Source organism: Paraburkholderia atlantica, assembly GCF_009362785.1.
Taxonomy (GTDB): domain Bacteria; phylum Pseudomonadota; class Gammaproteobacteria; order Burkholderiales; family Burkholderiaceae; genus Paraburkholderia; species Paraburkholderia atlantica.
Window position 1 is genome coordinate 87,004 of record NZ_WHNQ01000015.1, and the last position, 14,056, is coordinate 101,059.

The window sequence follows — 14,056 nt, forward strand, 5'->3', positions numbered from 1 at the left end:
CGAGGATGGTGTCCTGCAGCGGCGACGCCGGCACAGGTCCGCCGGTTTTGTCCCAAGAAAACCGTGCTTGAGGGCACTTGCAGTATTTCGTTGAAGCGCCTCTCTTCGCGCGCCAACTTTTCCCTATGAAGGCTTCTGACCTCCACGCACCTGTAGCGCTGCAAAATCTGGCGCCGGTCTGTGTGTGCGATGCAATTGGCGGAGCGTCTTGTGGCAACAGTGCTAGGATTGCCATCAGCTAGAGTCTCTTCGAAGTGGTCGGACCAGTGAGATACGCCATGCAGGAAGTCAAACCAGAATACCCGTCCCAAATCGCGGATGTGGTCGCCGAACGCATAGAAAGCCTGATCGTCGACGGCGTTCTGAAACCGGGTCAAGCCTTACCGTCCGAGCGGCGTCTGATGGTCAAACTGGGTGTGTCGCGGTCCGCCTTGCGAGAAGGGTTGAAGGTGTTGCGGGCGCGCCGAATCATCGACACTGCGCACGGACGGGGGTCGTTCGTCGCGGCGCTTACCTCGCAACCGGCTCTCACGCCGATGATGCATCTTCTCGGCTCACAGCCGAGGACCCTCTACGACATTTTCGAAGTACGCGAGATGCTCGAGGCTGAATCGGCGCGTCTTGCCGCACTTCGGGGAACGCAGGCGGATTTCGCGCTGATCACCCGCCGCTACGAGGAGATGCTCGCCGCGAACCAAAGCGACGTGGACGAGTCGACGCGTGCGCGGCTCGACTATTCGTTTCATCTCGCGATCTGCGAGGCCTCGCACAACCCGGTGCTCGTGCACACGCTGAGTTCGCTCACCGATCTGTTGTTGAGTTCCGTCTTCGCCTCCGTCAATAACCTCTACCATCGCGAGGCGGAAAAGCGTGTAATCGACAGGCAGCATGCCCGTCTCTACAAGGCCGTCATCGGCAAACAGCCGGAGCCGGCCCGCAAGGCTGCCGCTACTCATATCGCCACCACTATCACCTGTCTGAGAGAAATCGAAGCGGAGGAGCAGCGTCTGGTGGGGGCCACGCTGCGTCTCAAGGGTTGGGAATGACGCGAGCCGCAAGCGGGAGCACGAGTGTGCGTCCGTCCGGACACCCGCGTCGGCATTGATTCGCGCGTGAAACCGCGCCCGGCACGACGAAAATAACTGGTAGGACCAGTGCCAAAACGTCTCGACAGTCTCGTACTGGCGCGAAACAATGCGCGCTAGCAAACTCAGTTGCGGCGGCAAGCCGCACACGAATTGGAGACTCGCGATGCCCTCGCACAACCCGACAGGCGCGTCCCGCCGGCCCGCTACGGATCGATCCCGTACCCTCGCTTCAACCACAACGACCGAGTTCGAAAGCGCGACTTACGCGAAAGTGACCTGGCGTCTGCTGCCGTTTCTCTTCATCTGCTATGTCGCGGCCTATCTGGATCGCGTCAACGTGGGATTCGCCAAGCTGCAGATGCTCAGCGACCTGAAGTTCAGTGAGTCGGTGTACGGGCTTGGCGCAGGGATTTTCTTCATCGGCTATTTCGTGTTCGAAGTGCCGAGCAACATTCTGCTGCATCGTGTGGGTGCACGCGTGTGGATCAGCCGGATCATGGTGACATGGGCGCTGGTGTCGGCGGCGTCGTTGTTCGTGAAGACGCCCGCCATGTTCTATACGATGCGCTTTCTCCTCGGCGTCGCCGAGGCGGGGTTCTTTCCGGGTATCGTGCTCTATCTGACGTACTGGTATCCGTCGGTGCGTCGTGGCCGCATGAACGCGCTTTTCATGATCGGCATTCCGGTGGCTGGCGTGCTCGGCGGCCCGCTGTCGGGCGGGATCATGCAGGCGTTCAACGGCGTGCGTGGTTTGTCCAACTGGCAATGGCTATTCCTGATCGAAGCGCTTCCGTCACTGGTGCTCGGCATCGTCACGCTGTTCGTGCTGCCAAACGGTATCCGCGCCGCGTCCTGGCTCGACGAACGGCAGAAGCAGCTTCTCGAGGACAACCTTGCACGCGACGGACACGCAGGCGCTGAGGCGTCGCTGAGGAGCATCGTGTCGAATGGCCGTGTCTGGCGGCTCGCGGCGATTTACTTCTGTTGCATGATGGGTCTTTACGGCGTGAGCTTTTACTTGCCCACGCTCATCAAGGCGGCGGGCGTCAAGGAAGCGCTGGATGTCGGCATGCTGACTGCGGTGCCTTATGCGGTCGCGATCGTGTCGATGATTCTGGTCGCGCGCAGTTCCGACCGTCGCAACGAGCGCCGCTGGCATCTCGCGATGGCGGCCGTTGCCGCGGCAGCGGGCTTTTATGCAAGTACGCTCCATGCGGGCAATCTCGCGCTCGTATTGTTCACGCTGTCGCTCGGCACCGCTGGCGTGTTGTCGATGATGCCGGTCTTCTGGACGTATCCGAGCAGCGTGCTGACCGGCACGGCCGCTGCCGCCGGAATCGCGATGATCAATTCGATCGGCAATCTCGCCGGATTCGTCAGCCCGTCGATTATCGGATGGATGAAGGACGTGACGCACAGCACCAACGCCGGTCTGATGGTCGTCGCGGGGGCGCTGTTCGTCGGTGCGGTGCTGGCGCTGACTCAGCGCGCGCCGTCCGTAACGACACCGGCGGCGCAGCCGAGCCGGGCCTGATGCCACTCTTGCGTTGACATGTGATCGAAGGCCGTTATGTCCGATACAGCCTATTCCGCGATTTCCCCAGGGGATACGCGTAGAACATTGCTCGCGTCGCTCGGCGATATCGTCGGCGCGCGCAACGTGCTCACCAGTGATGCGCAAACGCGCCGTTACCGCACCGGCTACCGTTTTGGGAACGGCCGTGTGCTGGCGGTGGCGCGCCCCGGCACGCTGGTCGAACAATGGCAGGTGCTAGCCGCATGCGTCGCGGCGCGGGCGATCGTCATCACGCAGGCGTCGAATACCGGACTGACCGGGGGTTCGACGCCTGACGGCGACGACTACGACCGCGACGTTGTCATCGTCAGCACTGCGCGCATCCGCCGCGTGCATCTGATCGGGGGCGGGCGTCAGGTTGTCTGCATCGGCGGCACGACGCTCGATCAACTTGAACGCACACTGAAACCGCTCGGACGCGAGCCGCATTCGGTGATCGGCTCGTCGTGCATCGGCGCGTCGGTGCTCGGCGGCATCAGCAACAATTCGGGCGGCTCGCTGGTGCATCGCGGACCGGCATATACAGAGATGGCGGTGTTTGCCGCCGTCGATGCCTCGGGCAAGCTGCGGCTCGTCAACCATCTGGGTATCGAACTCGGCAACACGCCCGAAGAGATTCTGTCGCGCGTCGAAGACGGCACGTTCACCGACGCGGACATTCGCAACGATGCGGCGGCTTCGGATCATGAGTACGCCACCCATGTCCGCAATGTCGATGCGCCGACGCCTGCGCGCTTTAACGCCGATCCGCGACGCCTGTTCGAAGCTTCCGGTTGCGCCGGCAAGCTGATGGTATTCGCGGTGCGTCTCGACACGTTTGCGGCGGAGCAGGGCGCGAAGGTGTTCTATATCGGCACCAACGACACGAGCGTGCTGACCGACATCCGACGCCATGCGCTCGCGAATTTCGCGCACCTGCCGATTGCCGGCGAATATCTGCATCGTGATGCGTTCGATGTTGCGCGAAAGTACGGGAAGGATCTGTTCGTCATCATCGACAGGTTCGGCACGGAACGGTTGCCGATGTTCTTCAATCTGAAAACGCGCTGCGACGCGTTGTTCGAGCGCCTCGGTTTCGTACCGAAGCATCTGACCGATCGCGTGCTGCAATGGATCAGCGAACGTCTGCCGGATCATCTGCCTGCAAGGCTCAACGCATATCGCGAGCAGTATGAGCATCATCTGATGCTGAAGGTGCCGGCGGCGGGCATCGAGGAAGCGCGCGCCTTCTTGTCGAGACGCTTCGCGCAATCCGGCGGCGCGTATTTCGAATGTACCGAAGAAGAAGGCCGCAAGGCATTTCTGCATCGCTTCGCGGCGGCGAGCGCGGCGGTTCGATACCGTGCGGTTCATCATCGCGAGGTCGAGGATATCGTCGCGCTCGATATCGCGCTACGACGCAACGATCGGGATTGGTTCGAGCGGCTGCCGAATGAAACCGAGCGTGCGATTGTGCTGAAGCTCTATTACGGGCACTTCCTCTGTCACGTCTTTCACCAGGACTACATTGTCGCCAAAGGCAACGACTGTCTCGCACTCGAACACGAGATGCTCGAGTTGCTCGATATTCGTGGTGCCGAGTACCCCGCCGAGCACAACGTGGGCCACCTGTACGAGGCCAAGCCGCAACTTGCAGAGTTCTACAGGAAGCTCGACCCGTGCAATTGTTTGAATCCCGGCATCGGAAAGACTTCGAAGTTCGCTGCCTATCGCGATTGCACAGTTGAAGCTTGATGGCGGTCCTTCGGGATACTGTTGAACATTTATGGAGCGCGTTCCTCGGGTTGCCGATGCAGCTTCCAGCCAGCAAGACCATCATGCTGCGGCTCGTCCTGGGTAGCGCCGCCTTTGGTATCGGCTGGGGTCTGGCTGGTTTGCCCGGGACCTGCGCCGGTTGCGTTGGGCGCGGGATGCCGCAAGGCCGTTGGTTTTGTAGCTGCCATGGTTGCGGGCATGGCCGTCTACGAGCTTTTTGAGCGCGCCAAGTCAACGGTGCAGCAAGCTAACGATGCGCCACGGGACCCGCCGGGGAGTCTACGTTGTGCCGGGAAGCGGGCTGGAAACAAGGACCGCAGCGGCCAACAGCGCGCCTGCCAGAACAAATGACTCGACATGCAGGATAACGGCGAACCGCTTCAATGGCTTTGCTGTGAATTCGGTTCCCGTGTCTTTCAGAGACGAGAGTAGCCCGGGCATTTCGAAGAACCGGTTGTGCCCCCCAAGCGCGGCGGCAGTGACTACGAGAGCAAGCTTAACCAGCAGGACTTGTCCGTATATGGACGCCCACAGGTGCTCAAGTGCATTGACTCCGCGCCAGCCGCTGTACGCGCCAGTGATAATCAGGATGGCCAGCGCGAAAGTCGCGACGTCAGAAAGCGACTGAACGAACATCGCGGCTTTGGCACGGTCGGCGGTGGGCGCGATAAATATGCGGGGCACCACGATGTACGTTGTAACAAGGACGAGGCCCACCCACACGCTGATGGCAAGCAGATGCATCCAGTCCACCCACACCGGCAAACTAAAGACGCCCGCATCCACAGGGTGTCCGCCGTGACTGCGCGCCAGTGCAACGCCCGCGATGGCCAGCCAGATAGCGGGCTTGAAATGAATCGGGCGTCGACATTGTGCGAACGACAGAATCACCACCACGAGCATCAACCCTGCGCCTGCCAACCAGGCATGGCCGAAGTCGGTTTCCACCAGCATTGAACGGATAGCGGGACCTGCCTCGCCGAGCGTCGATTCGCTCATCAGCGCACAATGAATCCAGAATGCGAACGCACTGGACATCAGCGTGGTAAAGGAAGCGATGCGCACGGTGACAAGCAGGCGGCCACTGACGCTGCTCTGCCATCGCGAAGTGCTGCGGGACAGCCATCTGTCACTCAGCAGGGCACCGACAAGAACAGCGAAACCGATGTTCTGCAACGCTACCAGCACGAGCCGCAAAATGCCGAGGAAACCATCGTTCATCACTTCACCGCAAATGTGTAGGTGCCTTTGGTCTTGTGAGCATCATGCGTCATGACCGCCCATTGGACGGTGTACGAGCCGGAAGCCAGCTTCGGGACCGCGACGATGAGCACGCGTGGGTTCGACGAATCGACGTTGGCCTTCGCCTTTGTCGCAGGCGCCCCAGACGCATCGACCACCTTGATTGTGCTAAACGACGACTCGAGGTCTTCGTTGAAAGTCAGACGCAGCATTTCAGGCGATGTATCGATTGCGCTGCCGGCCGCTGGCGTGGCGCTCTCCAGCTTGCCGTGGGCAAACGCGAGAGCGGGTGAAAGCACGACAGTGGTCGCTGCTGCAGTGACCAGCAGTTTCCGTAAATTGGTATTCACGATTGTTTCCTCTCAAGACCAAATCGGGGCGTAGCCTGTATTGCGGCGCTGACAGCCCCGTTGAAATGTTCACTGTTTCTGCAGCTTCGTCACGGTGAGCGCGCCATCGATTTCTTCGGCCACGAAGTCAATCTTGTCGCCCACTTTCACCTGTGAAAGCAGGGCTGGGTCCTTGACCCTGAACACCATAGTCATGGCTTCCATATCCAGGTTTTTGAGCGGTCCGTGTTTGATGGTCAGCTTTCCGGCGGAGATATCCACTTTCTTCACTTCCCCATGCGACATGCTGCTCGTCGCTTCTGCGCCCTGTTGTGCGCCGCTCGTCGTGTTCGTGTTGCCCGCGTCATCTGCGGCAAACGCGGTCGCGGACACCGCGACGGCACAGCCCAGCAAAATCGAAGCAATTGCTTTCTTCATCATGTTCTCTCCCACAGTTGGATTAACAAATATCGGCCGGAGCCACGTCCGGCTCGCCAGGAAATCAGCTATCCGGCATTTCACCGGTGTACTCGTAGGCGACCGTCCCCTTCGGATGTTTGAACCAGCCAGGGTCGCGGTAGTCGTTCCGGCCGAGACCTTCGCGCACCTTGACGACGCTGAACATGCCGCCCATTTCCAGCGCGCCGAACGGTCCTGTTCCGGTCATCATTGGCAACGTGTTGTCGGGTAGCGGCATTTCCATGTCCCCCATTGAGCCGCCTGCGCTGCCCATCGCCATGTAGTCCGGCACGAGCTTGTTGATGCGCTTCGCGAGGTCTTTCTGCGGTACGCCAATGAGATTCGGTACCTGGTGGCCCATCGCATTCATCGTGTGATGCGACTTGTGACAGTGAAACGCCCAGTCACCGGGCCGGTTCGCCGTGAACTCGATGGCTCGCATCTGACCGACTGCGACGTCGGCCGTGACCTCCGGCCAGCGTGCAGACGGCGGAATCCACCCGCCGTCGGTTCCTGCGACCTCGAAGCTGTACCCATGAAGATGGATGGGATGATTGGTCATCGTCAGGTTGCCGAAGCGGATGCGTACGCGGTCTCCCGCGCGTACCGGCAGAGGGTCGATGCCGGGAAAGACGCGCGCGTTCCACGTCCACATGTTGAAGTCCGTCATTTCGTTGACGCGCGGCGTAAAGCTGCCCGGGTCGATGTCGTAGGCGGACATCAGGAACACGAAGTCGCGGTCTACCGGCATGACGCTGCGGTCCTTCGGGTGCACGATGAACGTGCCCATCATCCCCATCGCCATCTGCACCATCTCGTCGGCGTGGGGGTGATACATGAAGGTGCCGTGCTTCTCGAGCTGGAACTCATAGACGAACGTCTTGCCTGGGGGAATGTGCGGTTGAGTGAGCCCGCCGACACCGTCCATCCCGGAAGGCACCAGCATCCCGTGCCAGTGAACCGTGGTGTGTTCGGGCAGTTTGTTGGTCACGAAGATGCGGACCCTGTCGCCTTCGATCGCTTCGATGGTCGGGCCTGGCGCCTGGCCGTTGTATCCCCAAAGATTCGCCTTCATGCCGGGTGCCATTTCACGGACCACCGGCTCGGCAGTCAGGTGAAATTCCTTCCAGCCGTTCTTCATGCGCCACGGCAGCGTCCAGCCGTTCAGGGTCGCCACGGGTGTATAGGGGCGACCATTGGGCGGTACCAGCGGTGGCTGTGTGGCGGTCGTTTCCATCGTGGGCGCTTCTGGCAGTGACGCTGCGCCAGCCTTGCTGACCAACGCCGCGCCGAGGAGCGCTGCGCCCGAGCCGCCGAGAAAACTTCGACGTGAAACCATCTTCATTCACCTTTTGAATTCGTCGGCGACGCCGGTTGCATGGTTGCGGCCGACAATGGCGACTCCTGCGCCGGGGCCGATGGCGTTTGTGGGGCAGGGGCATCTGTTGCGTCGCTACGCGGGGCGTCCGGTGCCCGCGTCATGGCGAGCGGCGGAAGACGCCCCCCAAGCGACTGCTGCAGGTCCGTTTCCGCGAGCCAGAAGTCTTTCAGCGCGTCGATGTACCCGTTGACGGCGGCGACCTGTTCGCGTGAGTCGGCAAGCAGCTCGAACACGCTTGCGAGCATGCCGTTGTAACGCAGCAGCATTTCATCCGAGATGGTTTTGCGCACGGGCACCACCTCGTCGCGGTAGTGCCTGGCGACGTCATAGCTCGTCACGTAGGCGGAATACGACTCGCGTACTTCGGAGCGCGCATCAATCGCCGTCTGGGCGAGGCGGTTTGCGGACTGCATGTAGATGGCCTCAGCCCGCGCGACCTTTGCGCTGCCCCAATCGAAGATTGGAATCTCGACGCTGATTTCGTAGCCGCGCTCATGTCCCTTGTCGGTCTCGAAATTGTTGAGATAGCCGACGTCGAGCGCATTGATAAACCGGGTTGCCTTGCTGAGCCCCAGAGAGCTGGCGACGCTTTGCGTGCGCTGCTTCGCCGCCTGAATGTCCAGGCGGTTCCGCATCGCGAAGCCCTCGAGGTCGTTGAGTTGCGGCCTGTCGTTTGGCAGGTCGGGCAGGCGCTCGGGCAACTTGAACTGGGTTCCTGAACCCCAAAGGCCCATCATGCGGGTGAGCTTTTCGCGAGCACTGACTGACTGCTGCGTTGCCTTTGCCACCTCCGCGACCGACTCCGCGTAGAAGGCCTGCTCGCGCGCATAGTCGAGCTTGCTGAAGTTGCCAGCCTGGCGCATCCGTAGGGCGAGTTCTGCCCCAGCCTCGGCGGAGTCCTTGACCTGAGCGGCGTAAACGGCTGCCTGCTCCGCAGCCACAGCACTCACGTAGGCCTTTCGGGTGTCGGCGGCGACGGCGAGCATCGCGTTGGCAGTTTCGAGCCTGGTCTGTTCAAACCGTTGACTCTCGATGTGTGTCGCCACCGGCAGCGTGAGAATCGCTAAGACGCCCATGGAAAAGGTCCGGCTGATGCCGAAGCCATCGCTCCAGTGTGTCCGGCTGAACGTAAAGCCCGGGTTGGGCAGGCGGCCAGCCTGAACAAGGTCGGCCTCGGAAATGCCGAGCTCGCCGTACGATGCCTGAAGCCCCCGGTTGTTCAGCAACGCGACCTGGACGGCCTCATCCATCCCGAGCGGCTTCGACAGCAGTTCCTGTGTCCGCCTGAAGACCGCCTCGCGGTCTTCGTCGGTTTTCACGTAGACGACATCTTTGCCAAGGCGCTCCGACGCTGTCGACGATACGGTGTTAAAGCCACCGTCCTTCGAGAAGGTCGTGCAGCCGGCCATGAACAGCGTCGCGAGGGCGATAGAGGTCGCGCGGCGGTGCGCGAGTAGTCGCATCATTCCGACTCGCCCCCGTGTTCGTGTTTCTTCGCGGCGGAAGCATCGCCTGATTGGTGACCTTGCTGCATCCCGGCCCTGCTGTGACCGGGTGTAACTGCGCGGTTCAATGACTGCCAACTGGGTGCTTCGCCGTCCCGGTACGACCGGTAGCCGTCAAAGGCGGAGTGCACGGTGACGGTCGGCACCGATATCGCCGCATCAGTCGGGTCGGCAAGAGCCGTCGCGTGCGCGAGCAACGGCAGTACTGCGCTTGCGCTGAATAGCGCCGCAGAAATTGTTCGCATGAATTGCTCTCGTCATAAATCATCCGGTGTCTGTCAAAGACCCCAGAAGAGCTTGCTGGTCGCAGCGAATGGCCGCGAGTGCGAGGATTAGACGAGAATCAGGCGGGGAGGACGTTCAATGCCGCTGGTCAAGAACGACGCGACACGCGCAGCCGGAGACGGAGGGACGGGGAAGTGCGCCTGGTCAGCCCAGGCGGAGGCGGCAGGTACGACTGGTATGGCTGCACCGACGCAGCAGGAGGCACAGGTTAAACACCCGTGAGCATGGTGTACGCCGGTGTGGTCGTGCCCATGATGGCCATCATCGTCGGATACCAGCGCATGTCCGTCGACTGAGTCGCCTCGATGGACATGGTGGGCGGTCGTGTCATCACCGACCGCTTCAGAAGCAGCACAAATCATCGAGACGGCCGCAAACGACTGAACCGGAAGGCTCAGTGTCAGTAGCACGACGAGAATGATTTTGCGCCAGTAGGACATAGGCGCGAAGTTTAGCACGGGCTTACGACCTGGTTAAGCGTGCGAAGGCGTCATTTCGTAACTGAAGGCTGGCCTCGGGCGGACTCAACGCTCTCGGCTAGGGACATTTCCGGTGTGGCCGTTGCGACTCTACTTGACATTCCCACCGTGGGAATGTCCATGCTGTAAACGGACATCTATCACGTGGAGAGGAAAATGGAATTCAAGGTGGCGGACATGTCGTGCGGTGGATGTGCGAGCGCAATCAGCAAGGCAATTGCGGGCCTGGACCCGGCCGCGAAGGTACAAATTGACGTCGCAGCCAAAACAGTAAAGGTCGAGTCGTCATCGTTGGACCAGCGCCAGATTGCGTACGCAATCGAACAGGCCAACTTCCATCCAGTCGTCATCGCGCCTTAAGCGCAAATCGGAGGGTCGCATGTGCCTCCTGCTGTTAGTGTGACTTTGGCTATGTCTGTCCGTCGCGTGCCGGGGCCGAGAACGTCATCGTTCTCAACTCGGCAGACGCGAATGTGAGCTTGATAGAAGCGTTTTGCACTGGTCCCCCGACGGTGGGTGATCGAGCCGGAGCAGTTTCGATCAGATCGCGAGCGTGTGGTTCGGCTTTCTCGGCGTCAGCTACCGTCTTTGAGCGACCGGGCCTGAGCACCCGCAATACCAGCGCTAATATATTGGGAGCTCCGCAAGCCGAACAAAGGTCGCTCCATGAACGCGTCGGTTATATCCGCTCTCGCTGCACTCGTCGGCGCCGGAATAGGTGGGCTTACTTCGGTGTTCGCGTCGTGGCTGACCCAACGCACACAGGTGCGCGCGGAGTGGCGGGTGCATGAGCGCGCGCGGCTGCAGGACCTATACAGGGATTTCATCGAAGAAGCGACGAAGTGCTATGTCGATGCGCTGCAACATAACGAGCCGGATCTCGCAGGGCTGGGCAACCTCTATGCGAAGATCAGCCGCATGCGCTTGCAATCGTCCCGTCAAGTCGCGGATGAAGCGGATATGATCGGGCGCAAGATCGTCGACACCTACCTCGCGCCAGATAAAACCTTCTTCGAAATTCGCGAGATGCTTGAAAATGGATCGATCGACATTCTCGGGAAGTTTAGTGACGCGTGCCGGGCCGAATTCGAATCGCTGCGCGCCCAGCAGTTCTGAATGAGACGCTTGTAATGGCTTCAGCGCGGTCTGAGTTCGACAGGCGCTTGCGCGCGATTGCCGACACCGACCGCCTTCGTCAACGCGATTTCGTCACTGAGCGTCTGGGTTTCGTGCGTGGCGCGAGCTGTGCCGCGATCACCGGCTGACGAACCTCGAAGGCCGTGAGGCCGCTAGAAAGCGCATGCAACGCCTTGTAGCCGAAGAATGCACATGCGCAAGTAACCGGATGCCTATGCCGCCTCGAACAACGGCTTAACCCTTTTCAATATCACTTGTCCTGCCGTGAGTTTCCCTGTGCTTGCCGTGCGACATGCGCCAAACGCAGGGGACTTACTGTGGTAGCGCATAAGCGATTACGTAATCACCGAGCTTCGTCCCGAACGAGCCGTGCCCGCCCGCTGCGATAACGACGAACTGGCGGCCGTTGACCGAGTACGTCATGGGCGTGGCCTGTGCGCCAGCCGGCAGGCGGGCTTGCCAGAGCAGCTTGCCGTCGTTCACGTCGAACGCGCGGAGATAGTAGTCCGCGGTCGCACCGATGAAGATCACGCCGCCCGCCGTCACTATCGGGCCGCCCAGCATCGGCATGCCCATCCTGAACGGCAACGGAATCGGCGAGCTGTCACGCACGGTGCCAATGCGTTTCTTCCACACGATCTGGTTGGTCTTGAGATCGATCGCCGAGATGTAGCCCCATGCCGGCTGCTTGCACGGCAGCCTCAATGGCGACATGAACGCGTTGAGCGTCACGCCATAGGGCACGCCGTATTGTGGCTGGATGCCCACCTCCGTGCCGCTACCCTTCGCGCCCGCCTGCGGTTCCATCGGGTTGCCCGGCCCGCGTGCAATCAGGCGCGAGACGAACGGCAATGCGATCGGGTTCGCAACGGCGATCTGGCGGTCGGTGTCCAGCGCAAGACCGCCCCACTCGAACATGCCAAGGTTGCCCGGGAACACGAGCGTGCCTTGCAGCGAAGGCGGCGTGAACGTGCCTTCATAGCGCAGCCTGTGGAACATCACGCGGCACACGAGCTGGTCGTACATCGTGGCACCCCACATGTCGGCGTCGGTGAGGTTTTTCAGCGGGCGGAACGTGAGCTGCGAGAACGGCTGCGTTGGCGAAACATGGTCACCGGGCGCAGCGCCCTGCGGCACCGGCATTTCAGGTGCGGGCACGACGAGCGCGCCAGTGCGACGGTCGAGCACGAACAGATTGCCGGTTTTCGTAGGCGCGTACACCACGCCCACCGTCTTGCCATCCTTGTCGGTGATGTCCGCAAGGGTGGGCTGTGAGGGCTGGTCCATGTCCCAGAGGTCGTGGTGCACGGTCGGGTAGAACCAGGCGAGCTTGCCCGTCGACGCATGCAGCGCGAGCAGACCGGTCGCGTAACGCTCCATGTCCGGCGTGCGGTCGCCGCCCCAGATGTCCGGTGTCTTCACACCCATCGGCAGATAGACGATGTCGAGCTTCGCATCGTAGGCTGCCGGCGCCCACGAGTTCGGCGAGTTCCACGTATAGTGCTCGCCCGGACCCGGAATCTTGTTGGGGTCCGCCGCGCCCGGGTCGAACGCCCACACCAGTTGGCCCGTGCGCACGTCGAAACCGCGGATCACGCCCGAGGGCTCGCGGTTCGAGAAGTTGTCCTCGACCGCGCCCGCCACGACGATCAGCTTTTTCGTGACGACGGGGGGCGAGGTGGGTTCGTACATACCCGGCGTGGTCACCGGCATGGCGTGCTGCAGGTCGAGGTCGCCGTTGTTGCCGAAGCCCGCGCACCGCGCGCCCGTGAGCGCGTCGAGCGCGTAGAGGTGGCCGTCGTTGACGGGCAGCAGGATGCGGCGCGTGCAGGTGCCGTTGGGGGCGGATGATGTCGCGGCGGCCGTGGCGTCGCTCGCGGGCGCTGCCGCGGCTTGCGTCGCAGAAGCAGGGTCGCTCGAGGATGCAGCTGCCTCGGCGCCCGAAGCCGCCGCTGCGTCGGTCGCGCTCGCCGCGCTCGCCGAAAGATCGATATACGACACGCCCCGGCAAGTCACATGCTGGAATGACGGATCGGCCTTGAGCCCGGGATCGAACTTCCATTTTAGTTCACCCGTCTTGGCGTCGAGCGCGAACAGGATCTGGTGCGGTGAGCACAAGTAGACAAGATCACCGATCTTGATCGGTGTGACCTCGTTGGTGATCTCGACCGGATCGTTGGGCCCTTTCATGTCGCCCGTGCGGAAGGTCCAGGCAATCTGGAGGTTCTTCACGTTCGCAGGCGTGATTTGCTGCAGTGGCGAATAGCGCGTGCCTTGCTCGTCGCGGCCATAGGAGGGCCATTCGGAAGGCTGGATGCCGTCCGGATTCGGCGCGGGTGTGCCCCTGGAGCCAGCCAGTGTGCCGTTGATCTGCTGCGGATCGTTGAAGTGCGCATAGACGAGCACGCCGCCACTCACGACGAGCGCGATGACGAGCGAGACCACGGCGAATTGCGAGGGCCGTTGGAGATGCCAGCGCGTGAGCAACAGCAGCCACACGCCGAACACCACTAGCACGTCCACGCGCGGTGCGAGCGCCCAGAAGTCGGGCCCGGACTCCCAGAGCGCCCAGAACACCGTGCCGATCAGCACGAGCGCATACAGCACGAATGCCGAGGCGCTAGCGCGCCACAGCAGCCAGGCGAAGACTAGCAGCGCGACGCCGGTGACCACGTAATACGGCGAGCCGCCGAGCGAGAGCAGCCACGCGCCGCCGATCACCAGATAGACCGCCGTCAACAGCGCGAACAGCAATGAAATGACGCCGATGACGCCCGGCCGTTTCGATGGACTGGTCATGATCGCAATCCTCCTCGACGA

Annotated in this window: 11 protein-coding genes and 1 pseudogene; 6 read left to right on the forward strand and 6 right to left on the reverse strand. The window is 61.6% G+C overall.

The window, feature by feature from the left end; all coding sequences use genetic code 11:
• Positions 1 to 278: 278 nt before the first annotated feature.
• From glcC to GCT19_RS43415, 4 genes and pseudogenes are all read left to right on the forward strand, one after another.
• Complete coding sequence (glcC, locus tag GCT19_RS21545) at positions 279 to 1,046, forward strand: transcriptional regulator GlcC (RefSeq protein ID WP_152853081.1); 768 nt, start codon at positions 279 to 281, stop codon at positions 1,044 to 1,046.
• A gap of 205 nt (positions 1,047 to 1,251) precedes the next feature.
• Positions 1,252 to 2,622: an MFS transporter gene (locus GCT19_RS21550; RefSeq protein WP_152853082.1), complete on the forward strand. Its 1,371-nt coding sequence runs from the start codon at positions 1,252 to 1,254 to the stop codon at positions 2,620 to 2,622.
• 36 nt (positions 2,623 to 2,658) lie between these two features.
• Positions 2,659 to 4,398, forward strand: a complete 1,740-nt coding sequence (gene dld, locus GCT19_RS21555) for a D-lactate dehydrogenase (RefSeq protein WP_152853083.1) — start codon at positions 2,659 to 2,661, stop codon at positions 4,396 to 4,398.
• 38 nt (positions 4,399 to 4,436) lie between these two features.
• Positions 4,437 to 4,668: pseudogene (locus tag GCT19_RS43415) on the forward strand (DUF6691 family protein); the annotation flags it as partial.
• Between the two features lie 30 nt (positions 4,669 to 4,698).
• Here GCT19_RS43415 and GCT19_RS21565 read toward each other — a convergent pair.
• The 5 genes from GCT19_RS21565 to GCT19_RS21585 form a co-directional block, all read right to left on the reverse strand.
• Positions 4,699 to 5,640, reverse strand: a complete 942-nt coding sequence (locus GCT19_RS21565) for a copper resistance D family protein (RefSeq protein WP_152853084.1) — start codon at positions 5,638 to 5,640, stop codon at positions 4,699 to 4,701.
• Positions 5,640 to 6,011, reverse strand: a complete 372-nt coding sequence (gene copC / locus GCT19_RS21570) for a copper homeostasis periplasmic binding protein CopC (RefSeq protein WP_321576849.1) — start codon at positions 6,009 to 6,011, stop codon at positions 5,640 to 5,642. Before copC ends, GCT19_RS21565 begins: the two co-directional genes overlap by 1 nt.
• Positions 6,012 to 6,080: 69 nt before the next feature.
• Positions 6,081 to 6,428 carry a copper-binding protein gene (locus GCT19_RS21575; RefSeq protein ID WP_193727438.1) on the reverse strand — a complete coding sequence of 116 codons (348 nt, stop codon included), beginning with the start codon at positions 6,426 to 6,428 and terminating at the stop codon, positions 6,081 to 6,083.
• A 64-nt stretch (positions 6,429 to 6,492) separates the two neighbouring features.
• On the reverse strand, positions 6,493 to 7,788 hold the full coding sequence (locus GCT19_RS21580) for a copper oxidase (protein ID WP_152853086.1): 1,296 nt from the start codon (positions 7,786 to 7,788) through the stop codon (positions 6,493 to 6,495).
• Between the two features lie 2 nt (positions 7,789 to 7,790).
• Complete coding sequence (locus GCT19_RS21585) at positions 7,791 to 9,296, reverse strand: TolC family protein (protein ID WP_152853087.1); 1,506 nt, start codon at positions 9,294 to 9,296, stop codon at positions 7,791 to 7,793.
• 959 nt (positions 9,297 to 10,255) lie between these two features.
• Here GCT19_RS21585 and GCT19_RS21600 point away from each other — a divergent pair.
• Both GCT19_RS21600 and GCT19_RS21605 read left to right on the forward strand, forming a co-directional pair.
• Positions 10,256 to 10,459, forward strand: a complete 204-nt coding sequence (locus GCT19_RS21600; protein ID WP_018432700.1) for a heavy-metal-associated domain-containing protein — start codon at positions 10,256 to 10,258, stop codon at positions 10,457 to 10,459.
• A gap of 372 nt (positions 10,460 to 10,831) precedes the next feature.
• Entirely contained in the window at positions 10,832 to 11,215 is a 384-nt protein-coding gene (locus GCT19_RS21605; protein ID WP_018432701.1) for a hypothetical protein, read from the forward strand.
• Positions 11,216 to 11,548: 333 nt separating this feature from the next.
• Here the strand turns inward: GCT19_RS21605 and GCT19_RS21610 are convergent, their stop codons facing one another.
• Positions 11,549 to 14,035, reverse strand: a complete 2,487-nt coding sequence (locus GCT19_RS21610; RefSeq protein WP_152853089.1) for a glucose/quinate/shikimate family membrane-bound PQQ-dependent dehydrogenase — start codon at positions 14,033 to 14,035, stop codon at positions 11,549 to 11,551.
• Positions 14,036 to 14,056: the final 21 nt, after the last annotated feature.